Source organism: Myxococcus sp. AB036A (assembly GCF_006547355.1).
In the GTDB taxonomy this organism is placed as follows: Bacteria; Myxococcota; Myxococcia; order Myxococcales; family Myxococcaceae; genus Myxococcus; species Myxococcus virescens.
The window spans coordinates 168,696-190,725 of sequence record NZ_VHLC01000001.1; the positions used below are offsets into that span (position 1 = coordinate 168,696).

The following is a 22,030-nucleotide window of genomic DNA, read 5'->3' on the forward strand; positions in this document are numbered from 1 at the left end:
CACACAGCGACATGGTGTTTCGGACACGGCCTCGAAGCACCGTCGCGCCAAAACCGAGGGACTCACGGCAAACGGCGGCGGCCAGGGTAGACTCCGTCACCGCCGCATGAGCAACTTTCGACGCGCCACTCGTGACGACAACACCGCGCTGCTCGACCTGTTCGGCACGGTGCCCATGCAGGGAGACCTGGTCCTCTCCGCACAGCGAGCGCCCGACTACTTCGGCCTCTACACCATGCAGCGCGGAGAGACGGAGGTCTGGGTCCACGGCGAGCACGGCCGGCTGGACGGCATGGGCGCCGTGCACGTGCGCGATGGCTGGCTGGAGGGCCGTCCGTGCCGGGTAGGCTACCTGGGAGACCTGCGCACCCGCTTCTCCGCGCGCCGGAACCGCGGCCTCGCGCGCTTCTACGGGCCCATGATTGAGGAAAGCGCCCAGCGCCTGGGCGTGGACACCTTCCTCACGGCCGTCATGGCCTCCAATGCCCCCGCGCTCCATGCGCTCGTGCGGCGGCGGCCCGGGCGCGTGAGCCAGCCGCACTACGCCCTGCTCCGTCGCTTCTCCGCCGTGTCCATCCAGTTCCTGCTCCGCCGCCGTCCCCGGCCAAGCGCCGTTACCGTGCGGCGCGCCACGCCCGCGGACGTCCCCGCTGTCTCGGCGTTGCTGGATGCCGACCACCGCGCGCGTCCTTTCGGCTACCGCTTCGACACGGGCGAGTTGGAGCACCGCCTCGCCCACTGGCCTGGGCTGCGAATCGAAGACACCTATCTGGCCTTCGATGCGACCGGCGCGCTGGTGGGCTGCACCAGCGCCTGGAACCCGGAGGCCGTGAAGCGCTACCGCGTCCATGCCTACCGTGGAGGCATGCGCTGGGTGCGGTGGGGCTGGGACACGCTGGCCACCGCGCTCCGCGCGCCGCGCCTGCCCGCGCCGGGCAGCGACTTCCGCTACTTCTATCTCTGCAACACCAGCGTGCGCGGAGAAGACCCGGCCGTCTTCCGCGCGCTCGTGGAGCGGGTGTACGCGGACTTTCACGGCCAGGGCTTCCACTTCTTCACGCTGTACCAGGACGAACTGGACCCGCTGGCGCCCGCGCTGAAGGGCTTCCTCCAGCGGCGCCTCGACTTCCACCTCTACGCCGTGACGCCCGCCTCACGCCCCCGGGACACCTTCCCCGCCGGGCGGACCGGCTTTGAAATCTGCCTGCCCTGACGCACTCACTCCGCTTGGAGCGTGAAGCGCCAGGGGACCTGCTCCAGGCCGGAAGCACCGGCGAGAAACAGCGTATGGAGACCGCTCCGGCTCGCCACGAACCGTCCGTCCCGCAGATTCGCCAGGAGACCGCCAGGAGCGATGAGCGTCACGCGGAGCGTGCCAGCGTCCAGGCCCAGCCGGTACGCGCGCCCCTCCTCCAGCCAGACGGAGAACACGTCCGTGTCGACGGCCGACTGGACCACACCGGACACCGAAGCCGGCAACGCCAGCACCTGCGCATCCTCGCTGGCGTCCGGATGGTCATCGAAGGCCACCTCCTCCAGCGTCAGGGAGAAACCCTCCACGCCATTCAGGGGCTGGAACATCAGGGTGACCTGCCGGGCGTCCCTCGCGCTGAAGAGATGGCGGCCGCCCCCCAACCCCAGGATGCCCACGGCGCCTCGCGGGTTCAGGGACAGGTCGGCGAACGGCGCATAGGACGCAAGATAGATGGCACGCACCTGGGTGTAGAAGGCGATGGCATCCGTGTCCTGAGGTGAGTCGAAGCGACCCGTGATGGCGGTTCCCGGGGAGATGACTGTCGCCGTCTCTGGAGAGTCGCCATGGTCATCCGTTCCCGCGTCCACCAGCGTCAGCACGAAGGAGTGCGCCCAGGGAGTCCCGCCTTGGATGCGAAGGGAGTAGGTGCCCCAGCGATTCATTCGGACCCGCAACTGGTCGGTCGTCGTGAGCGCCACGTTCGCGCCATCTTCGTCCACCACCTGGGCCGACCACCGCCCGGCCCCTTCCGTCCGCACCGTGTAGACATGCCCGGGCTCCCCCGTGAAGGAGAAGACATCCACGTCATCACGCGACTGAAGGGTGACCGCCACCGGGACACCCGGCGTCATGGGCGTGGCGGTCTCCTGTGTGTCGCCATGCTCATCGGGCCCCAGGTCCTCGAAGCGGCAGGCGGCATCCACCGGGAAGGTGCTTTGGTCGGCAGCCAGCAGCAGGAGCCAGTCTCGCTCGGACGTCGCCTGCAGGCTCACCGTGAGCGGCTCCCCTGACGTGCCCTGCACCGCATCCATCAGCAAGCCGGTCGCGGACCGCAGCGTCAATTGAAGGAACGGGTTGGGAGCCTGCTCACAGATGAAGCGGTAGCCATGCCCCACCCGCGAGCGGAAGGTGAACGCATCCGCGTCAAAGGGCGAGGAGAGCCGCACGGGGAACGACGTGCCGGAGCCGGCCTCCACGACGGTGGCCTCCTCCAACGTATCGCCATGGTCGTCCACGCCCAGCGACTCCAGCTCGTACGTGTAGCGCCCGTGCGAGTCCCTGCTGGAGACCTCGAAGTACCAGGTGCCCTCGGAGAGCGTGGGGAACCACGACACCGTCGCCCCCTCGACCATGGAAGGCATGTCCTGCGCGTTCCCAGCCACATCCAGCAACCGCACCCGGCACTCCACCAGCGTCAGCCTCGTGCACGAGAAGCGATACAGGCCGCTCGCCTCCACGGTGACGGCGAACAAGTCCCTGTCCAGCATCGCCTCCCGCCAGCCCTTGTCGATGCGGCCCTCCTGGGGCGACATGGGGAGCGTCAGCACCGTCGCGCTGTCAGGCGAGCCCCCATGGTCATCCGGCTGCGTGAAGGCGGCGACCGAGCACGTCAGCCCCGCGGCCCGCTCCCACGGTCCGCAGCGGCACATGGGCTGCCCCGCGTTGGAGAAGCAGGTGCCCGCGGTGCACCGCAGCCCCGCGCAGGCCACCTCATCCCCGGGCAACTCCACGGTGTGGCACGAAGCCAGCCCCAGGACGAGGAGCAGGAGCACCGGAAGCAGCCCCGGGGACCGGGCGGAGCGCCGTGCATGGACCATGACGTTCCGCCCTCCCATTCAGACCACCCGGTGCTTCCAGGTTCCGCGCCGGAACAGGATGACGGCCACCAGCGCCATCACCGAGAACGCCACCGAGATGGAAAGGAATGCCCCCGGCGGCCCCAAGCCCAGGGGTCCGGAGAGCACCCACGCCAGGGGCAGCTCCAACAGCCAGAAGCAACAGATGTTGAGCACGGTGGGCGTGGTGGTGTCCCCTGCTCCGTTGAAGGCCTGCGTCAACACCATGCCGAAAGCATAGAACAGGAAGCTGGCGCTCAGGATGCGCAGGGCGAGCACCGCTTCCTTCATGACCGCGGCGTCGTTCGTGAAGATGCCCACCACGGGATTGGCCGCGAGGACGAACAGCAGCCCCAGCGAGCCCAGGAAGACGGCGTTGATGCGCCCCGCCGTCCACACCGCGTGCTCGCCCCGCTCCGGCTTTCCCGCGCCCAGGCTCTGTCCCACCATGGTGGCCGCCGCGTTGCTCAGCCCCCACGAGGGCAGCAGCGCGAACAGCACGATTCGCAACGCGATGGTGTAGCCCGCCACCGCCGCGCTGCCGAACGTGGCCACGATGCGGGCCAGCACCACCCAGCTCGTCGTGCCCACCAACGCCTGAGCCGTGCCCGCGCCCGACATCCGCAGCATGGCCAGCATCGTCCCTGGTTCCAGGCGCAGGTGCTCGCGCCGCAGCCGCAGCCGGCCGGAGCCCTGCGCCAACCGGTAGAGCTGGTACACCACGCCGCAGGAGCGCCCGAAGGTGGTGGCCACCGCGGCGCCCATGACGCCCAGCTCCGGGAAGGGCCCCACGCCGAAGATGAGGAGCGGCGCCAGCACGATGTTGATGGCGTTGGCCAGCCACAACACCCGCATGGCGATGGCCGCGTCCCCCGCGCCGCGGAAGATGGCGTTGATGAGGAACAGCAGCAGGACGCTGCCCATGCCGCCCAGCATCACCTGCGTGTAGCGGATGCCGTGCTCCAGCACCCACGGCGAGCCGCCCATCAGCGCCATCAACGGCCGCGCGAAGTAGACGCCCGCCACCGACACCGGAATGGACAACACGACGCCCAGCCCCACCGCCTGCACCGCCGTGCGCGCGGCCCGCTCCGGGTCTCCTTCACCGATGCGGCGGGACACCAGCGCCGTGGCGCCGATGCTCAGCCCCGCGGCCGCCGCGTAGATGATGGTGAGCAGCGACTCCGTCAGTCCCACCGCTGCCACCGCGTCCGCCCCCAACCGGCCGACGAAGAAGACGTCGACGACGGCGAAGACGGACTCCATCATCATCTCCAGCACCATCGGCACGGCGAGCAGGAAGATGGCGCTGCGAACTGGAAGCCGGGTGAGGTCCCTCTCGGTTCCGTGAATGGCTTCCTTCACCGAAGCCCAGAACCCCTGAGGCCCCTCTTCGGGCGGACCTCCTGCTTCCGCCGGAACGGGTTCGAACCCGACCGGGGATGACTCAGACATGCCTGCCTCCGTTGGCGCCCTTCTGTCAGGAAGGCCGAAAGAGGTCCAGGGACGCCACGCCCCACGACACCTGACGCCTCTCCCCTCCCGGCCCCCTGCGCGGCGAGCGGGCAACCGCCCCCAGGGCAAGGCCCGGCCCTGAGAGCGTCGGACGCTGGACAACCTACCTGCGCCGTCGGGCCGTCGGGCCGCCGAGCGCGTGGGTGTAGGGTGCCGCGTCAATGGTCATCAGCCTGCCGCACGAAAGTGCGCCCGCGGTGCCTGTCGGGGGGGCCGCGCACTTCAGCCTCTCCAGCAGCGCTCGGGTGCTGGGAACTCTCCTCCTGGGTCCGGGAGCCAACATCGCGCAAGGCGCGGTGGTGCGCTCGCACGAAGGCGCCGTGCGGTTGGGCGCCGGCTCGGCCGTACTGGAGAACGGTGTCATCATCGGACTGCCGCAGCAGCCCGTCACGGTGGGAGAGCGTACCTTCCTGGACCACCGCAGCGTCGTACTCGGCGCGGAGGTCGGCGCGCTCTGCAATGTGGGAGGTGGCTCCATCCTCATGCCCGGCGCGCGCATCGGCACGCGCTGCCTGCTGGCGGAAGGAACGCTCATTCCAGCGGGCACCGTGGTACCGGACGACTCCGTCGTCGTGGGCCGCCCCGGCCGCATTCTCCGTCGAACCACCGCGGATGACCTGGAACGGCTCCGGAAGCGCCGCGGCGGAAGCCTCGACCTGCCGGGCCAGCCACTCACCGCTTTCTCCGCGAGAGATCGCGCAGAGGACGCCCCCATGGGACAGCTCTATACGTTTCGCGACAAGCACCCACTGGTGCACCCCACCGCCACCCTCTTCTCCTCGGCCGAGGTGACAGGGGACGTCATCATCGGCCCGGGCTGCATCATTGGCCCCGGGGTCAAAATCCTCGGGGATGGCAATGGCCCAGTCCGCATCGGCGCGGGCGTGCAGGTGCTGGCCAACACCGTGCTGCACCGGCTGTCGGACCACACGCTGACGCTGGAGGACGGCGCCATCATCGGTCCGGGCTGCACGGTGCATGGCAGCCACGTGGGCGCGAACACCGTGGTGGAGCCGGGTGCCATCCTCTGTGACGGAACGCGGCTGGGACGCGGCAGCTTCGTGGGCGCGGGCAGCCTGGTGAAGCAGGGCAGCGCCTTCGCTGATGGTGCGCACATCGAGGGCTTCCCGGCGACGCAGACGGGTACGTTGGCGTCCCTGCCGCCGGTGCCCCGCTGGGCGCTGCGGCCGGAAGACCTGCCGGGGCTGCGGCGCATCGGCTAGCGCGCCCGCATGCTCACCGCTGCCTGTCCGCGTGATTGAAGGCCGCGAGCAGCGTGCCCATGGCATGGAACGCCAGTCCCATGCCCCAGCCGATGGCGGGGTACTGCACCCACCAGCCCGGCCCCGAAAACAGGTCGATGAAGGTGAGCCCTCCCATGACGATGGTGTAGCTCGTCGCGTGTGACGCAAGGCCCATGTAGGCCCTGCGCATGCGGCGCTGCGCCTTGTCACGTCCCGCGCGCGCGGAGATGACGCTCTCCACGGCGGCTTCACTCACGCCCATCTCCCGGGCCATGGCGAGCAGGTCCTCCCGGGTGAGCGAGCGATCCACGTCCTTGCCCGCCAACGCGCGAGCCGTGGCCTCACGGATGATGTCCGCGGCCTCGTTCTGGGAAAAACTCGGAGGTGCACTGCGCTGCCGTGTGTCCGCCATGGGACGGGGACGCTAGCGCGGCGTATCCGCCACGAAAAGAGAAGCAATCCCCCCATGCCCACCAGGAAATCGAAATCGGCGGCGACGGAAGCCGGGGTGCGCTCAAGTCGCTCTATCGGTGAGTGACGCTCCGGGACGCGCGTCCGTGGCAGGGGGGCGCCTCCCGCGGCCGTAATGAAGGGGACTGAATGCCTCCCGGGACCTCCCGTCAGAAGGAGCAAGACGACGAAACAAGGCCACGGTGGCCATGAACGGGAGGCAGTCATGCGTGGAAAGCTGATGCGGGTGCTTGTGGTCATCGCAATGTCCGTCGGAAGCCCGGTCCTCGCGCAGGGCGTGCATGGCGCCTCCGGAATCCAGGCCCCCAACAACACCCAGGCCTGGGCACGGGGTGGCAGCGTGGATGCCGCGCGGCAGCGCGCGGAGAACGAGCGGCTGGAGCGGGAACGGCAGGCCCGCATCGAACGCGAGAAGAAGGCGCGCCTGGAGCGGGAGCGGCAGGCCCGCCTGGAGCGCGCGCGCCAGGAACGGGAGCGTCTGGCCCGCATCGAACGCGAGCGGCAGGAGCGCGAACGCATCGCCCGCCTGGAGCGTGAGCGCCAGGAGCGGGAACGCATCGCCCGCCTGGAGCGTGAGCGCCAGGAGCGCGCACGCTGGAACCGCGACAATCCCATGCACGGGCGCTCCGCGAGCAACTCCCGGCATGGCTAGTCTCCAAAGCATCCACCCCACGGACAGCCCCCCGTGGGGTGGATGCTTCAGTCGCGCATTCGCGTAACCCAGCGGTGGAGCAGGTCCACGCCGTGCCGGTCCACCTCCTCCATGGTGAGCGATTCGTGGCGCGCATGGCGCGGCCCACCCCTTGCCCGGAACGACGGCCGGTGCACGAACTCCAGGCGCTCAATCCACGCGCCGCCACCGCTTGCAGGAACGTGTTGCCCCAGACAGCCGCCTGTGCCTTTCAGCGGTGAACCCGAGTCAAGCGAGCCAGCCCACCAGTGACGGCTTCCGTGCGCTCCACTGCCCCCGGGGGTCGTTCCGCGTCGAAAGGCCCCGACAGAATAATGAGGCGCCCACGCACATGGTGAGGACGATGCCTCCATCCGACGCCGCAGCTCTCGGGAGCAGCCACCGGCAGCCAGCCAGCGAAACCCCCGTCGGGTATCCCTTGGAGCATGCCCACACGGTCCAGTTCTATGAGGACGAGGCAATCGTCATCGACATCGTCGAGGCCTACATCACGGGCGGGCTCGAACGAGGAGACCCGCTCGTCATCATCGCCCAGGCGAGCCACCGGCAGCAGCTCATCGCGCGACTGGTGGCCGCGGGCGTGGACACCGCGGCGGTCATCGCGAGCGGGCAGCTCACCCTGCTCGAGGCCCGTGAGACACTCGCGCGCTTCATGGTGGGGGGGCGCCCGGACTGGGAGCGCTTCCGCGAAGTCATCGGCACCGTGATTGAGCACAGCCTCGCGGCCGCGCGCCCTGGCGCCAAGGTACGCGCCTACGGCGAGATGGTGGATGTCCTCTGCCTGGATGGGATGCCGGACGTGGCTGTGGAGCTGGAGGCACTGTGGAATGACCTCAGCGTGCTGTACCCCCTGTCCCTCCTGTGCACCTACGCCATCGGCCACTTCGGCCAGGCGGCGCACGCGCGGCCCTTCCTCGATGTCTGCAAGGCGCACGCACACGTCATTCCCACCGAGCGCTACACACGGCTCGCGGATTCGGAAGGACGGCTGCGAGAAGTCACCCTCCTCCAGCAGCGCGCCCAGGCACTGGAGGCGGAAGTCAAACAGCGGCAGCAGGCGGAGCAGGCCCTCCACGAGGCGCTCCATCGCCGGGATGAATTCCTGGCCCTGGCCGGTCACGAGCTGAAGACGCCCCTGACCGCGCTCCAGCTCCAACTCCAATCACTCCCCTCCGCGGTGGCGCGGAAGGATGGTGGCGGACGCCTGCTGGAGCGGCTGGACAAGGCCATCCGCCATACCGAGCGGCTCGCCACGCACATCGACGGGTTGCTCGACGTCTCCCGCATAGGAGAAGGCCAGGTGCCCTTGATGATGGAGCCGCTCGACCTGTCACGGCTCGTCCGAGAAACGGTTGCCCGCGCCATGACTCCGGCGGCCGAGGCGGACTGCCCCATCCAGTTGAGGGCGGAGGTCCCCATCGAAGGCGTGTGGGACCCGCTGCGGATTCAGCAGGTGGTGGGCAACCTCCTGGTCAATGCCTTCAAGTACGGCAAGGGCCGGCCCATCGAGGTGCGGGTGGACGGCGCACCGGACCACGCGCGCATCCTCGTGAGAGACCACGGCATCGGCATTGCCCCCGAGCACCAGGAGCGCATCTTCCACCGCTTCGAACGCGCCGTTCCCTCGAGCGCCTTTGGAGGACTGGGCCTGGGGCTCTACGCAGCCCGTCAGGTCGTGGTGGCCCACGGCGGCACCCTCCGCGTGGAGAGCGAGGTGGGCCAGGGCGCCACCTTCATCGTGGAACTACCCTACCGTCCGCAGTAACGCGGCGACGGACTCAAATCCAGAAGGCCATGTCGCGCTCGGCGTCCTCGGGCCCCGAGCCCTGGCCGCCCTCCCGCAGCCAGCGGCGATACGCCTCGATGTCGGCGTGGTGCAGGTCCGCCTCCGTGCCGGAGTAAACGCCTCCACCCGGGCCGTCCAGCAGCGCCTCGCGCTGGATATCCATGATGACCACGTCCTGCTGGATGACCTGCCGCGTGTACCACCGCACCAGCGGCATCATGGCGCGTCCCACCAGCGCACCGGGGACATCCACCGGCAACCGATAGCTGATGGCCGTGTAGACGAGGCTGTCCGTGGGCCCGATGGGCGTGCACTGCGAATTGATGACGAAGCCGTGCTCGCCCCACAAGTAGTCCACGCGCGTGACATTGGGGACGTAGAACTTGTCCGTGTGGAGCAGCGGCAGTCCGCGCGGATTGAAGAGCCGGCCCAGGCCCGTGACGGTGTCCTGTGCCTGCTTGTACGTCACCAACACGCTGCCCGCCGTGCGCCGCACCGTGGCCGGCACTCGCTTGCTGGCGGGCCTGCGGAACCAACCTGGATGCACGAAGAGCGTGTGCGGGACGTCCATGAAGTTCTCGACGAGGTTCGTCACCCCGTTCGGGAAGCGCGTCACCATGAAGTAGACGGTCCACCCCTCCTGGTCCCAGTAGGGCACGCGGAACGGCGCGGACCGCGCGGGCTCGGCGCCGCCCATGTAGACGAAGACAAGGCCGTCCTGCTCCAGGGTGGGAAAGCGCGTCAGGCGTCCCAGCGCGCAGGGCGTGGTCGCCAGTCCCTCCCGCGCGCAGGCGTCAGCGTCGAGCAACTCGCTTCGCTGCGAGGGCCCCAACGAGGGCACCTCCACCACGGCGCCCGACGCATCGTAGACCCAGCCGTGATACGGGCAGCCGATGCGGCCATCGAAGACCGCGCCCCGAGACAGCCGCGCATTCCGGTGCAGACACCGGTCCCGGAGAGCGGTGGGCTGCCCATGTACATCACGGAAGAGGACCACCCCCGTGCCGAAGAGGGTCCGCGCCAGGGGCTCGCCTTGCTTCAGTTCGGTGGAGAGACACGCCACGTACCAGAAGTCCTTCAGCGCGCCACAGCGCGTGAGGTCGGCTTCGGCTTCCAGGTCCACGTTGAGGGCGGGCGAGGTGTCGCGCGAATACAGACGCAGTGGCGGTCTCATGTGGCGGCTCCGGAGAAATGGTCCGACCAGCCCGTCAGGCGGTGCAGGTCCAGGGGCTTGATGTCGCCCGCGCGCTGGCCCAGCGCGACGCAGCGGGCCTCGTAGCGGCGAGCCCCGTCCGCCACGCGCACGGCGCGCACCGGACCGAGCTGTCCCAGGGCTCGCGCGTAGCCGTAGTGGTGTCCCTCGCAGAGGGCGTGCTCCACGGCCTCCGCAGCGGCTGCGAGCCGTGGGGTGGGGGCGTCCGTCTCCAGGAACAAGACGTAGGACGGCGCGGGAGTCCACTCGGGCGCCAGCATGGAGAAGCCGGGGCGCGCGCCGCCAAAGAAGTCCGGAAGCACGGCATCCAGCACGGCCCCAACGCGCGTGCCGGCGAGCTTCTCGCCCACCAGGTCACAAACGGCGTCCGCTCGGCCGACGAAGCGAAGGCAGGGCGTCGCGTGTTGGAAGCCCTCCACGCGGACCAGGTCGCCCAGGCGGTAGCGCAGCAGGCCACCCGAGGTGGACAACAGCACCGTGTACGTACGGCCCTGCTCCAGCTCGTGTGCGAGGCGAGGTCGCGAGGTGGGCTGCTCGCTGTCGATGAACTCGAAGAAGTGGCTGCGCACCGCGAGCACGGGGGCTGGCGCATCGAAGAGGGGCACGGTGACGACGCCCTCCGTGGCCAACAGCCCCTTGCCCTGCACCTCCACGCCCGGAAAGCGGCGGCATGCGGCGGGCAGCGCGTGGGCGGCCTGTGCGTCCGTCCACATGCTGAGGAGCGACAATCGAGGCCACAGCTCGCGAGCGCTCCAGCCACCTCGCAGCACCTCACGCAGCAGCGAAGCCCGCTCCGGGCGCGGAGAGAAGCGCATCCGGGCCAGCACCGCTTGCATCGCGGCTTCATCGTGCGCGGCGCCGGACGCAGGCGGCCGGCAGCGCCCTCGCGTCAGGTCATCGGCCAGTCGCTCCCCGTGCCGCTCCAGCGCGTCCATGAGGAGCGTGAGAAAGCTGGGGTTCCACACGCTGATGAGAGACAGGTCCTCGCGGGCGACGAGATGCCAGAGCGTCACGTAGCGACAGGACTCCACATCCGGCAATGCCCCCACTTCACCGGGCACCGCGAAGATGCGGGACAGCAAGGGGCGCAGCACGCGCGAGAAGTAGGCGCTGTCCTCCGCGCTGCCCACGGGAATGCCGCCCGCCGTGCGGTCCTGCTTTCGCGCCAGCGGGGAGATGGACCAGTAGCTGGCGCCCTCGCGCAACGCGGGCCGGCGGTGGAGCAACTCGAAGAGCATGGGGGCCAGGGCGCGCTGGAACTCGGCCAGGAGTCCGCGTGTCATGGGCACCCGCTTGCTGGCGCCCGAGGAGCCGCCAGAGAGTTCGAAGCGCAGCACTGGCTCTCGCGTGAGCACTCGGGCCTCGCCCGCGGCGATGCGCTCCACGTCCGGAGCCAGCGCGTCCGGTGTCACCCACGGCACGGCGGCCTGGAAGTCACGGGCGTCGCTGATGCTGTGGAAGCCAGGAATGCGCTCCGCCTGCACGCTGCCCGCGGCCGAACGAAGCACCCGCTGCAGACACACCGCCTGCGCGGCCTCCGGATGGCGCAAGGCCCGGTAGAAGCGCAGCGCGGGGGGAGCGAGCACGGCCCGCAGGCCGCTCAACGGCAGGGAGGAAGCACTCACGACGGCCTCACGTCCCCACGCGGACACCGGCGTTCCGCAGCCCTCTCCGGGCCCAGCCGCGAAGCTGTCCGGACACACTCCGCCCCAGCGCCAGGAAGAGGTCCCACCAGCGAATCTCCACCAGGCACACCAGTTCCTCGCCCTCGCCATGGCGCGGATTGCGCTCGGCGAAGAAGGCGATGTCGGGGTGCAGTGCCGCCGCGCGGTCGATGGGCGCGACGCCGTCCCGCACGCGATAGTGCGCGCCCTGGAAACGGAGCGTGCCCCGCGACGCGTCGTACTGCGCGCCGAACCAGCGGGTGGCCAGCGCGCGCAGGAAGTCGGCGCGGCCGGGAGGCGGCGTCCAGTCCCGCCGAGGCATCGTCCTGGGGAAGTAGTTCACCGCGAGCAGGTACGTCTTGAAGCCGGCGCTCAACAGCAGCCAGTGCACCGGCCGCAGGGGATGGCGGAGCTTGCGCGACAACACGAAGCGCCCGAAGCACACTTGCAACACCTTGTGGCCCCACCAGTCGGGGTGGATGACCGTGTCGCCCGAATACACCACCTCCACCCGCTGCCCGCCCGCGAGTTCCTCGGCGACGCGCAGCGTGCTGAAGCCCACCAACTCCCCGCCTCGCCGCGTGTGGAGGAGGATGACGTACTGCTTGGCCTCCAGGTCCTCGGAGAAGCGCTCCGGCGACACGCCCGTGTAGCAGAGCTGCATCAGCGCCAGCATCTGCCCACGCTGCGCCTCCGTGAGCGCATCACGCCGCACCGTCGAACCCTTGAGCGGCGACATCATGGCCGGGCACGCCCCTGCAACACCTCCGCGTCAGGAGGCTGCCGAAGCTCATGCGTGCGGTCCGGCGACAGCGACACCTCCTGCACGTCGCCCCCGTACCAGTGCACCCGCGCCGTCACCAGCCCCGAGTACCGGCCCAGCCCGAAATGCAGCCGGGCGTCCGCCGATGCGGAGAAGCCTCCCATCAACCCCACCTCCTGCACCTGCTCCACGCGCTTGCCCGCCTCCTCGTAGGAGACGACCACCCGGGTGCCCACCGCGCTCCGGTGTGTGCGACCACCGTGCCCCACCAAGGAGAGCCCCACGAAGTGCGCATCCTGACGCCCCTCCGAGCGCAGCGTGTTGCGATACAGCGACACGGGCCCGTGCTGATTGGTGATGAGCGCGTCCAGGTCGCCATCCCCATCCATGTCCGAGAGCAGCACGCCTCGCGAGTTGTCCGGGTCGTCCAACCCGAGCTCGCGCGCCAGGTCCACGAAGTGTCCGGGCTTCGCGTCGCCCAGGTTGAGGTACGCGCGGCGCGCTTCGTTCGGGTAGATGGTGCGGCCCCGGATGTCGCCCCACTTGTCCGCGTACGTGTGGATCTCCGGACCGGACTGCATCAGCTTGTGATTCACGTACCAGTAGTCCTTGCGCTGGCCGTCGGGGATGCGCCACCGCGCCGCGTCCAGGCGGTCATCCACCATGCCATTGGCCTGCACCAAGTCCGGCCAACCATCGTTGTCCAGGTCTCCCGCCGCCGCGCCCCAGCCGAAGCGCCGCTCGTTGAGCGCGCCGCGGAAGGTGGCCTCGTCCCGGAACTCCGGCGTGAAGGCGTCCTTCCCGGGGCCCACCATCCACAGCAGGCTGCCCTCCGCCTGGAGCGAGTGGTGGACGTTGGAGACGTACAGGTCCAACCAGCCGTTGCGGTCGAAGTCCGCCACGGAGGCATTCATGCCCTTGTACGTGTCCTTTCCAATCTCGCCGAAGAGCCGGCCCGCCACGCGGCGGAAGTGCTTGCCGCCCTCGTTGAGGTAGACGTCGTCCGGCCCGAAGTCGTTGGCCACGTACAGGTCCGTCCACCCGTCGCGATTGAAGTCCACCGTGCTCACCGCCAGCGACCAGTGCGTCTCCGGCATGCCCATCGCGGCGATGTCCACCTTCTCGAAGGTGCCATCTCCCTTGCCGCGATAGAGCGCGTTGAGCCCACCGTTGGCCGCGTTGTGCCAGCCGTCGTGCATGAAGCGGAACATGCGGCGGTCGTCGGCGTGCTCGGGCTCGGGCAGCCGGAAGAGGTTGAGCGGCACCGGCGGCTCGTAGCCCGGCAGGTGCGTGGTCATCACGTTGAGCACGAAGAGGTCCAGGTGCCCGTCCCGGTCGTAGTCCAGGAAGGTGAGGCCCAGGCTCACCGCGTGGTCCGTCACGCCCGCGGCCTCCGTCACGTCCTCGAAGCCCGCGGTGCCCGTCTCTCGCAGCGTGTTGCGCAGCAGCCGGACAGGCCCGAAGGCCACCGCCACCGCGAGGTCCAGGTCGCCGTCACCGTCCCAGTCCACGAAGGTGCCGCCGCCCGGTAGGCCCTCTTCCTTGTAGCGGGTGGCGAAGCGCTCCAGCGCGGGCTCGGGCACCCGTTCGAAGCGGAGGTCGCCGAGGTTGCGATAGAGGATCGCATGGTCCTCGGGCCGCGCCAGCGGGTGCGTAAGGAACAGGTCCGGCCGGCCGTCCCCGTCGTAGTCCCCCACGGCGACGGAATCCCCCACCGCCACCAGCCACTTCGCGACGTGCCCCAGCCGTGAGTCCAACTCCTCGAGCGTGTTGCCCATGGTGGAGTCGAGCCCCGCGGCCCGCGCCTCCACGCGCTCCATGCGGAAGTCCAGCGGCGAGGTCCGGACTCCGGGCGTGGCGGCCAGGGTGTAGCCACCCACCATGAGGCCTCCCAGCCCGCCCACCACCGCCGCGCGCTTCAGCCAGCCGGAGGACACCAGCGTGCTCAGCGACTCGCGCAACCCGCGCTGCCAGGCGGCTCGCGCGTGGAGGAAGAGGAAGCGGACCGTGGCGCACGTGAGGGCCGCATAGAAGAATGTGTAGACGCTCTCCTTGAAGTGCAGCACCAGGTCCACCAACGTCACCGCCAACGCCAGCAGTATCTGCCCGCGCCGCGTGCCCGGTGACGTGGCCGGGTCGGTGAGCATGTAGAAGACGAAGATGAAGAACGACGGCGCGCCCAACGTACCGAGGAAGAGGACCTCCGGCGGCAGGTGGTGCCGGAGCACATAGGCGCGCAGCGCCGTCTGGAGCGCGTAGAAGAAGAGGAAGCTGACCACCAGCCACCCGCGCCCCACCCGGAAGAAGAACAGCACCAGCGCCGCCATGAGGATGAAGGCGGAGAGGGCCACCTCGCCGTTGGCCCACTGGTAGGCGGGCGCGGCGGTGATGAGCTCGCGCGTGAAGAGCAGCGACATGGCCACGCCGAACATGGACGGATTGAAGACGTGGCGCCCCTGGAAGGTGAGCACGTACTTCGAGCCGATGGCGATCCACACCGGAAGGAGGAGCAGCCAGCTCGAATGCGAGTAGTTGAGCAGCAGCGCCAGCGAGCAGCAGGAGATGTACGCGCTCAGGGGGACGACCTTCTGCCGCTTCAGTCCCCACCCCAGCGCGACGTCCAGCACGTTGCCCGTCACCACGATGGCGGCCATCTGCCACGGGCTGCGGTTGAAGCCGAAGAAGGTGAAGCCGAGCACGCCGTAGAGCGTCAGCAGGAAGGCGAAGGGCAGGCGCGGGTCGTTCCAACGAGGCCAGACCCAACCCCAGCGCTCGACGCGCGGCGCCGTGTGTTGCGGGATGTACACCTGTGCAGCCGGGCTCACCCCGGGACCAACGCTCATGGAAGCCCGCCTCCCGCCGAAGCGCGTCGCCGCGCGCGTGCGGAGCGTGCCCCGTGGAGCGCGCCCTGTCCAATCAGGTCAGGGGCTTGCAAGAGCCCCTGCTGTCCATGCATCCATGCCATGCCCGGGGCATTGCAAACTCCGGGCACAGGTCCTTCAGCACGCGCGCTTTCCGATGCCCTCTCCGCACACCCGAGCCCTTCTCGCCATCCTGGCCGCTGTCTGCATCGTGGCGGCGGCCGGGTTTCGTCACGCGCAGAATGTGAAGGGCTCACGAGGCGGACGCATCTCCGGTCCCAAGCTGGCGTGGCTCTTCTACGCGGTGTTCCTGTGGTTCCTCGTGTGCCCGCTGGTGGCGCTGGACGTGGCCGTGCCGGAGGAGGCGCGAGGCGTGCTGGGCGCGTTCGCCGCCTTCATGTGGCTGCGAGGCGTGGCGGAGCTGTACCTGCTCTACGGCGTGAAGCGCTGGCGTCCTCCGTATGGCGTGGCCCATGACGTGGCGTGCATCGCCCTGGTGCTCGGAGGCCTGTTCTGGGGCCGGGCGCGGTGGCTGGGCGTGCTCGGCCCCGAGGACCTGTGGGCCCTGGCCTTCCTGGGGCTCGTGCTCGTGAGCCTGTTCGTCGAGGTCGCCTACGCGGCCCTGTTCTTCCACGCCGTGGAAGGACGAACCACGGGCGAGGACGGCATCTGGTTCGCGGACGAAGAGCAGGCCCGGTTCCGCCGCATCAACCGGCTGACCCTTGCGCTCAACGTGCCCCTGTACGCGGGACTGGCGGGCCTGCTGGCGGTGGGGGCGTGGTAACGCTTCCGCTGCCGTTTCTGGAGATCAAGAGCAGACATACCCTTTGGGGTCTTCTTTCCATATACTGACCTGACAGGTCATACCGAATGCACTCATTCTCCATCCTCTCAGAGGCCAGTGCGCCCAAGGACTGCCTCATTGCCCAAGTTCCCGCGCCCTTGATCCCCAAGAAGTGGCGAATCAGCGCGGGACTGCCAATGGGACATCACTTCCCGCCCAATCTCATCTTTCAGATGGACCGTGGGCACCCGGGCCAAGCCATCCCAGACCTCGTGAGTAACACTGAACGCATCAGCATCGTGTCCGGCAAACTCAAGTCCTTACTGGAACAGCATGCAGCAGCCCGCATCGAATTCCTTCCCATCTCCATTGCCCGAGCCAATGGGAGAATCGTCGCGAAGGACTACTTCATCGCCAACGTGCTGGACCATGTCGATTGTGTCGACAAGGCGCGCAGCGAGGTGGAAGAGCTAAACCCCGACCCAACGATGCTTTCAGGGCTTTTCCGTCTCCAAGTCCATTCGTCCCAAATCCCAGCTGAAGCCCGTCTTTTTCGGCTCAAGAGCATGCCACCCGCAGTGCTGATCCGAGACGACCTGCGAGCCATCCTCGATGCCGCCAGCATCACTGGGGTGAAGTACATCACCATGGGCGAAGAGTGCACCATCTACTGACTCCGGACTTGCCTCTGCCAGTCGTCAAGAATTCCTGGTGCACCAGACGCCCCCTCGGAACGGGTTCGGCATGGCTGCCAGTACTGGTAGTTTGCCCCGTAGCAGCTTGGACCTCCTGCCGAATCGAAAAATCATGGGACACCCTACCCTCGAGAACGAAACGCCCTTTGCCTTCGACATGATGGGCCTCGCCGACGAGGACGGGAGGCCACTGCTTCTACTCGTCGTGAAGGCCACGTACGACTTCGGAACGTCTGGGCTCAAACTCGCGGGCGAACAGTTGCCCGTGACGTGGGGCGGCGAGTCCTGGGGCAAGCCCGGAGAGTCCAGCGACAAGTACGAACCCGAGAGCGCCTTCATCAAGCTGGCCACGGACGTGGCGCTGATTGGGCATGCCTACCCGCCACAGAAGGGCGCCACCGAGGCACTGGTGGCTCTTCAGGTCGGGCCGCTGAAGAAGGCCGTGCGCGTCCTGGGTGAGCGGACCTGGTTCAAGAGCATGGGGCATGTCGCGGCCACCAAGCCGCTCCCCTTCGACAAGATTCCGCTCACGTGGGAGCGCGCATTCGGCGGCTGGGACCGGACGGACACCGTGAAGCCGGCCTTCGAGCCGCGCAACCCCGTGGGAGTGGGCTTCCGCGCCAGTCCTCGCCACTTCGAGGAGGGGCTGAAGCTGCCCAACCTGGAGGATCCCGCCACGGAGCCCCTGCGCGACTTCGGCCAGAAGGTGGTGCCCGCGGGCTTCGGCTTCACCTCCCCGCACTGGCAGCCTCGCGCCAGGTATGGCGGCACCTACGACGAGTCCTGGAACAAGTCGCGCAAGCCCTTGCTGCCCAAGGACTTCGACCGGCGGTTCTTCAACGCCGCCGCGCCGGGTCTCATCGCTCCCGGGTACCTGAAGGGGGACGAGCCGGTCATCATCGCTGGCGCCTCTCCCAAGGGCCGCCTGTCCTTCGCGCTTCCGGGCCAGGCCGCTCCGGTCGTCACCGTGGCGCTCGCAGGAGGCGAGGACGCGACGCCCCCCATGCACCTGGACACCGTGACCCTGGATACCGACGAAGAGCAGGTGACGCTCCTCTGGCGTGGACATGTCGCCCTGGGAGAGGGCCTCCACGATGTGCGGGGCCTGAAGGTCACCGCCCAGGGAGTGACTGCGCCCAAGGCGGCCTGAGCGGGGCCTGCGTAGGGGCATGTATCCAGCGGCGCCGCCGTGCTCCGGCTTCGCGGTGGCTTGCCTCGCACCGCGTGGCCTCGCCGGGGTATTCTGTTCCCCTGGAGGTGGCTGGCATGGCGGTCAATACCGGTGTGAACAAGATGTCCGTGGTGACGAAGGACAGTGGCGGCGTCACCGTTGCCTTCCCGGACGTGTGCAAGACGCCCAGCCCGGCCGGGCCCGTGCCCATCCCCTACCCCAACGTGGCCCAGTCCTCCGACACCGACAAGGGCACGAAAAAGGTCTCCGTCGCTGGCAACCCGGTGTGCGTGAAGGACTCCAACTTCAAGACGAGCACCGGCGATGAAGCCGGCACCGCTGGCGGTGGCGTGGCATCCAGCAAGACCAAGGGCAAGGCGGAGTTCGTCAACTTCTCCTTCGACGTGAAGTTCGAAGGGAAGAACGTGGCGCGCGCCTTCGACCTGATGCTCCACAACGACAAGAACACGCCGCCGTTCCCCGTCATGCAGGGTCCTGTCATTGCGATGAGCAAGAACGATGAGGCCCCCAAGTGCCGCGTCTGCGACAAGGGCCTGTAGTCATTCTTCCTCTCCTTCCTAGCAGGCTGCGCGAATGAGCATCAGCAACCCGTCTCGCGCGACACCCCACTCGGCCTCCACGCTGCCTGGCGATGCCATCGTCATCACCGGGCTGGGAATGGTGTCTTCGCTGGGAGCAGACGTCGTAACAAGCTGTGCCGCAGCTCGAGCAGGACTCACCCGTTGGAAAGAGCTTGATATCCGTGTAACGGATAAAGACACCCTTGAGGCTGTTCCGCTTCAAGGACAGGAAATCACTTGGCTGACTCACGGTTTCGAAGGTTTCGCTCGCTGGCTCCGGCTGGGTGATGCAGCTTTACGGGACCTGTTGGAGTACTCACAACTGGGACGAGCAGCACTCCCACACACGGGCATCTACCTACAACTGCCCGGGCGACTGCTCGCGCAAACCCACCTCCAATCCAATGTACTGAGCCGGATCCCCGAAGGAGAGCGAGCGCGGGTGGCAAGTGCACTTGCCTCCGAACGTGCCGAAGCCGAAGCGCAGTTCACCCGCAGACTCATTCCCGAACTGCTGGAACTGAATCAGCTCTCCATCCCACCACGCGCCCAGGCCTATTTTTTTGGGGGAGCCGCGACGTTCTCCCAGGTCCTCACTCGTGCGATGGAAGCGCTGCGGACCCGAACACTGGAGCGATGCATCGTGGGAGGTATCGACTCCTGGGTCGATGACGAACCACTCACGCAGGCGTATGAGCTGGGACTTCTGCGCACGCCCGACAAGCCCGTGGGCCGCTTTCCCGGAGAGGCTGCCGCCTTCGTCCTCCTCGAGCGCCTGGACTGTGCTCGCGAACGCGGCGCTGTCATTGAAGGACTGCTAGGCCCGGTCGCCTCCGCAGAAGAAAAAGGGCACCGCTTCGCCCAACGTCCCATCACGGGCACCGCTCTTTTTGAGTCCATTTCCACTTGCTGCCATCCCCCTACGAAGCAGGAAGACATTGGACTCTCCATCATCAACTTGAATGGGGATGAAGTGCGTGCGCGCGAATACGGCCACGCACTTGTCCGCATGGAAGAAGCGGGACTCCCCGCTTCGGCCCGACGCTGGTACGTCGCCGAACACTTTGGCGAACTTGGAGCCGCGACGGGCGCGACAGCAATCTGTTTAGGCGTCAGAGGTCTGGTCAGGCAGTACGCCAGAAGCCCGGCGATTCTGGTGGCGTTGCTGGATGACGAGCCGCACCGAAGCGCGTTCCTCCTGCGCGAAAGCCCCTGGCGCCCAGAGATTTCACCGAACAGTGCAACTCATGTGAGGCAGTCATGAGCAAAGAACATTTTGAAGCACTTTCGAATGACAAATCCCACGTAGCGGGTGAAGACAACGGCTGCGTGACCCGCTGCATCTATGAGACCCAGAGTGGAAAGATGGTCTGCACCTTCAAGGGTCATGGATACAAGGAGAATGGCTTCAATTACCAGAAAGGCTGCCACGAAGCGGACTGGTACAACCTTCCCATCCACGAAGAAGGCAGCGATGCGCGCAAGCGATTCAACGCGATCTTCTCCACCGCCTTCAAACAGGAATGGAGAGACCCCAGCAAGCGCGCGCAAGCCTGGTATATGGGGGCAGGTCCCTACGGCCACCTCAACTTCGTCGGGAGTGGAAGATGGCCTTGGTCAAACAATGCGCACCACATCGTCCCTGTGGATGACGTGTTGAGCAAGTTGCTCACAGTCGACGAGCTCAAGACCCTCCAACAAGCGAAGTACAACGTCAACAAGGGCATCAACATCATCTATCTGCCCAATGGCACCCGGCACGCCACGTTATTCCAGTTGCTCAAGCACCCCAGGTATCATAGCACCTACAGCATGGATGTACGGGCGCGCGTCAATTCCATCCGGAAGAGCCTGACGGCAGCAGCGGACAAGGAGCGCGAGAAGCATCCAGAAGCCACTCCGGAGACCCTGCCTCGTCTCGGAGAACAACTCCACGCATTTTCGAATCGGACACGCCAGGACATCCGGGACGCTGGCGTCATGGAACCTGGCGCTCACCTCAACAAGCTTTTCGAACTGCTCGACTCACGGTAACTGCCCCATGCCATCCTTCTTCATCCTTTCGACTGTTCGGGAGCCGAAGAACTGCGTCATCAACGAAGAGCCCGAATCGATTCGCGGCACGAGCTGGCGCATCAGTCGCGGCGTGCGCATGGACGAACGGTTCCCCTCGGACGTGGTGCTCCAGATGGATGGGGAGAACAAGGGGCTTGCGACCCCAGACCTCATTGCGAACACCGTGCAGTTCGCCATCGTCTCCAACCGGCTCAAACAGTTACTCGCTGAGCATTCCGCCGCCCACATCGAGTTCCTCCCCGTCTCCATCGCCAATCACAAAGGCCGGATTGCAGCGAAGGACTTCTTCGTCGCGAACGTGCTCGACCAGCACGACTGCATTGACCTGGCGCGAAGCGATGTAGAACAGCTTGGCTTGGAGCCGGAGATACTTTCTGGCCTGTTCCGGCTTCATGTCCTGGAAGACCGGGTTCCTCCCGAAGCGAAACTCTTTCGCCTGAAGTCCATGCCTTCCGTCATCCTCATTCGTGACGACCTGCGTGCGGTCCTTGATGCCGCGGGAATCACGGGCGTGAAGTACATTGGCATGGGCGACCGCTGCCGCATCTACTGAGCCAAGCCTCCGACATGTTCTCCGACACCCTGAGAACCCTCCAGGACGACGCTGTCTTCGGGATTGAAGAAGCAGTCCGCAGCATCCAGCGACAGGATGCCAACGAACGCTCAGGGCAGGCCTACACCATTGCAGCGCTGTGCCATCGTCGGCTCGCCATCTGCGCACTCCTCTTGGATGCAAGGCCCTCTCGATTCGGCACCCACCTGTGCCACTCCGCACAGGCTCGCCTCCACTTCCATCAACTCGTCGAGAACGGACATCCTGCTGAGCCTCAGTATCTCTGCGTCAGCAAGGAGTTCTCCTTCATCGATGCACTGGCCGCAGGTCAGAACGACCTGGCGGCAGGTATCGCGCGGCGCTCCGCCATCCGCCACAACCCTGAATTCGAATACGAGGACGACTTTCTCCTCCACCACTTCCTTCAGCAGCTTCTTCTGCAAACGACAGGGGTGCAGTCCGCAGAGCTTCCCGCGTTGCTTGAACGATGGGAGGCAGTGCTGGAGGGGGGCGCGGACGCCTACCTTGATGCGTGTCGTGCACTGTTGGCCAGGCAGGCACAAGTCTTCGATGATGCCCTACAGGCCATCATTGACGCACGTCTTCTGCGGTTCCAGAAGATGAGCCGCACCTCCAGTCCTGAAGAGGAACTACGGAAGACAGAAGGTGCACTCTTCATGAATGGGCTTGCCCTGGTGCGACTTGCTGAACTCCGGGGGATGGAGACCCGGCGTGAGTACACCATGATTCCTGCACTGGCTCGCATCCCCACGGGGCAGCGCGCACCTTCCGCGACGGCGTGGATGCTTGCCAGGCAAGAGTCGGCGGACTGAGCGAGCAGATGCGCGTCCATGAGGCAGGCGCCGTCGAGC

General features: G+C 67.3%; 19 protein-coding genes. 12 read left to right on the forward strand and 7 right to left on the reverse strand.

From position 1 onward, the window contains the following. Positions 1-106: 106 nt before the first annotated feature. Positions 107-1,213 (forward strand): hypothetical protein, encoded by a 1,107-nt coding sequence (locus tag FL344_RS00765; RefSeq protein WP_141617108.1) that lies wholly within the window; start codon positions 107-109, stop codon positions 1,211-1,213. A gap of 5 nt (positions 1,214-1,218) precedes the next feature. Here the strand turns inward: FL344_RS00765 and FL344_RS00770 are convergent, their stop codons facing one another. Both FL344_RS00770 and FL344_RS00775 read right to left on the reverse strand, forming a co-directional pair. Beyond that, positions 1,219-3,072, reverse strand: coding sequence for a hypothetical protein (locus FL344_RS00770; RefSeq protein ID WP_228564654.1), 1,854 nt, complete (start codon positions 3,070-3,072; stop codon positions 1,219-1,221). A gap of 18 nt (positions 3,073-3,090) precedes the next feature. Then, positions 3,091-4,545, reverse strand: coding sequence for an MATE family efflux transporter (locus FL344_RS00775; protein ID WP_141589643.1), 1,455 nt, complete (start codon positions 4,543-4,545; stop codon positions 3,091-3,093). Positions 4,546-4,766: 221 nt separating this feature from the next. Here FL344_RS00775 and FL344_RS00780 point away from each other — a divergent pair, with 221 nt between their 5' ends. Then, entirely contained in the window at positions 4,767-5,828 is a 1,062-nt protein-coding gene (locus FL344_RS00780; RefSeq protein ID WP_141617110.1) for a gamma carbonic anhydrase family protein, read from the forward strand. Positions 5,829-5,841: 13 nt separating this feature from the next. On the opposite strand, the gene FL344_RS00785 is transcribed toward FL344_RS00780, so the two are convergent. Then, entirely contained in the window at positions 5,842-6,261 is a 420-nt protein-coding gene (locus FL344_RS00785) for a 2TM domain-containing protein (RefSeq protein WP_141589645.1), read from the reverse strand. Between the two features lie 264 nt (positions 6,262-6,525). Between FL344_RS00785 and FL344_RS00790 the strand changes: the two genes are divergently transcribed. Together FL344_RS00790 and FL344_RS00795 are read left to right on the forward strand one after the other, a co-directional pair. Then, on the forward strand, positions 6,526-6,972 hold the full coding sequence (locus FL344_RS00790; RefSeq protein ID WP_194862929.1) for an ATP-dependent DNA helicase: 447 nt from the start codon (positions 6,526-6,528) through the stop codon (positions 6,970-6,972). A gap of 457 nt (positions 6,973-7,429) precedes the next feature. After that, entirely contained in the window at positions 7,430-8,776 is a 1,347-nt protein-coding gene (locus tag FL344_RS00795) for an ATP-binding protein (protein WP_228564655.1), read from the forward strand. 13 nt (positions 8,777-8,789) lie between these two features. On the opposite strand, the gene FL344_RS00800 is transcribed toward FL344_RS00795, so the two are convergent. The 4 genes from FL344_RS00800 to FL344_RS00815 are packed head-to-tail and all read right to left on the reverse strand — an operon-like array spanning position 8,790 to position 15,280. Beyond that, positions 8,790-9,971: an aromatic ring-hydroxylating dioxygenase subunit alpha gene (locus FL344_RS00800; RefSeq protein WP_141617112.1), complete on the reverse strand. Its 1,182-nt coding sequence runs from the start codon at positions 9,969-9,971 to the stop codon at positions 8,790-8,792. Beyond that, positions 9,968-11,635: a GH3 auxin-responsive promoter family protein gene (locus FL344_RS00805; RefSeq protein WP_141617113.1), complete on the reverse strand. Its 1,668-nt coding sequence runs from the start codon at positions 11,633-11,635 to the stop codon at positions 9,968-9,970. The genes FL344_RS00800 and FL344_RS00805 overlap by 4 nt, the downstream gene beginning before the upstream one ends. Before the next feature lie 7 nt (positions 11,636-11,642). After that, positions 11,643-12,416, reverse strand: coding sequence for a hypothetical protein (locus FL344_RS00810; protein ID WP_141617114.1), 774 nt, complete (start codon positions 12,414-12,416; stop codon positions 11,643-11,645). Then, positions 12,413-15,280, reverse strand: a complete 2,868-nt coding sequence (locus FL344_RS00815; protein WP_141617115.1) for an FG-GAP-like repeat-containing protein — start codon at positions 15,278-15,280, stop codon at positions 12,413-12,415. Before FL344_RS00815 ends, FL344_RS00810 begins: the two co-directional genes overlap by 4 nt. 175 nt (positions 15,281-15,455) lie before the next feature. Between FL344_RS00815 and FL344_RS00820 the strand changes: the two genes are divergently transcribed. The 8 genes from FL344_RS00820 (at position 15,456) to FL344_RS00855 (ending at position 21,991) form a co-directional block, all read left to right on the forward strand. Then, complete coding sequence (locus FL344_RS00820) at positions 15,456-16,082, forward strand: hypothetical protein (protein WP_141617116.1); 627 nt, start codon at positions 15,456-15,458, stop codon at positions 16,080-16,082. A gap of 158 nt (positions 16,083-16,240) precedes the next feature. Beyond that, positions 16,241-16,756 (forward strand): DUF1629 domain-containing protein, encoded by a 516-nt coding sequence (locus FL344_RS00825; RefSeq protein WP_228564656.1) that lies wholly within the window; start codon positions 16,241-16,243, stop codon positions 16,754-16,756. Between the two features lie 133 nt (positions 16,757-16,889). Next, positions 16,890-17,927 (forward strand): DUF2169 domain-containing protein, encoded by a 1,038-nt coding sequence (locus FL344_RS00830; protein ID WP_141617118.1) that lies wholly within the window; start codon positions 16,890-16,892, stop codon positions 17,925-17,927. Between the two features lie 116 nt (positions 17,928-18,043). Then, positions 18,044-18,508, forward strand: a complete 465-nt coding sequence (locus tag FL344_RS00835; protein WP_141617119.1) for a DUF4150 domain-containing protein — start codon at positions 18,044-18,046, stop codon at positions 18,506-18,508. A 34-nt stretch (positions 18,509-18,542) separates the two neighbouring features. After that, positions 18,543-19,793 (forward strand): hypothetical protein, encoded by a 1,251-nt coding sequence (locus FL344_RS00840; RefSeq protein ID WP_141617120.1) that lies wholly within the window; start codon positions 18,543-18,545, stop codon positions 19,791-19,793. Continuing rightward, the gene (locus FL344_RS00845; protein ID WP_141617121.1) at positions 19,790-20,563 is read left to right on the forward strand and encodes an AHH domain-containing protein; all 774 of its coding nucleotides are present in this window, start codon (positions 19,790-19,792) and stop codon (positions 20,561-20,563) included. Before FL344_RS00840 ends, FL344_RS00845 begins: the two co-directional genes overlap by 4 nt. 7 nt (positions 20,564-20,570) lie before the next feature. Further along, the gene (locus FL344_RS00850) at positions 20,571-21,158 is read left to right on the forward strand and encodes a DUF1629 domain-containing protein (protein ID WP_141617122.1); all 588 of its coding nucleotides are present in this window, start codon (positions 20,571-20,573) and stop codon (positions 21,156-21,158) included. A gap of 14 nt (positions 21,159-21,172) precedes the next feature. After that, a complete protein-coding gene (locus FL344_RS00855; protein WP_141617123.1) occupies positions 21,173-21,991 on the forward strand; it encodes an immunity 49 family protein in 819 nt (272 codons plus the stop codon). Positions 21,992-22,030: the final 39 nt, after the last annotated feature.

What these genes read in the sequence shown, in the direction of transcription:
- FL344_RS00845 (WP_141617121.1), top strand. Translation starts at nt 19,790, where the DNA reads ATGAGCAAAGAACATTTTGAAGCACTTTCGAATGACAAATCCCACGTA.
- FL344_RS00810 (WP_141617114.1), bottom strand. Translation starts at nt 12,416, where the DNA reads ATGATGTCGCCGCTCAAGGGTTCGACGGTGCGGCGTGATGCGCTCACG.
- FL344_RS00790 (WP_194862929.1), top strand. Translation starts at nt 6,526, where the DNA reads ATGCGTGGAAAGCTGATGCGGGTGCTTGTGGTCATCGCAATGTCCGTC.
- FL344_RS00820 (WP_141617116.1), top strand. Translation starts at nt 15,456, where the DNA reads ATGCCCTCTCCGCACACCCGAGCCCTTCTCGCCATCCTGGCCGCTGTC.
- FL344_RS00785 (WP_141589645.1), bottom strand. Translation starts at nt 6,261, where the DNA reads ATGGCGGACACACGGCAGCGCAGTGCACCTCCGAGTTTTTCCCAGAAC.
- FL344_RS00840 (WP_141617120.1), top strand. Translation starts at nt 18,543, where the DNA reads ATGAGCATCAGCAACCCGTCTCGCGCGACACCCCACTCGGCCTCCACG.
- FL344_RS00815 (WP_141617115.1), bottom strand. Translation starts at nt 15,280, where the DNA reads ATGAGCGTTGGTCCCGGGGTGAGCCCGGCTGCACAGGTGTACATCCCG.
- FL344_RS00850 (WP_141617122.1), top strand. Translation starts at nt 20,571, where the DNA reads ATGCCATCCTTCTTCATCCTTTCGACTGTTCGGGAGCCGAAGAACTGC.
- FL344_RS00770 (WP_228564654.1), bottom strand. Translation starts at nt 3,072, where the DNA reads ATGGTCCATGCACGGCGCTCCGCCCGGTCCCCGGGGCTGCTTCCGGTG.
- FL344_RS00830 (WP_141617118.1), top strand. Translation starts at nt 16,890, where the DNA reads ATGGGACACCCTACCCTCGAGAACGAAACGCCCTTTGCCTTCGACATG.
- FL344_RS00775 (WP_141589643.1), bottom strand. Translation starts at nt 4,545, where the DNA reads ATGTCTGAGTCATCCCCGGTCGGGTTCGAACCCGTTCCGGCGGAAGCA.
- FL344_RS00765 (WP_141617108.1), top strand. Translation starts at nt 107, where the DNA reads ATGAGCAACTTTCGACGCGCCACTCGTGACGACAACACCGCGCTGCTC.
- FL344_RS00855 (WP_141617123.1), top strand. Translation starts at nt 21,173, where the DNA reads ATGTTCTCCGACACCCTGAGAACCCTCCAGGACGACGCTGTCTTCGGG.
- FL344_RS00835 (WP_141617119.1), top strand. Translation starts at nt 18,044, where the DNA reads ATGGCGGTCAATACCGGTGTGAACAAGATGTCCGTGGTGACGAAGGAC.
- FL344_RS00800 (WP_141617112.1), bottom strand. Translation starts at nt 9,971, where the DNA reads ATGAGACCGCCACTGCGTCTGTATTCGCGCGACACCTCGCCCGCCCTC.
- FL344_RS00780 (WP_141617110.1), top strand. Translation starts at nt 4,767, where the DNA reads ATGGTCATCAGCCTGCCGCACGAAAGTGCGCCCGCGGTGCCTGTCGGG.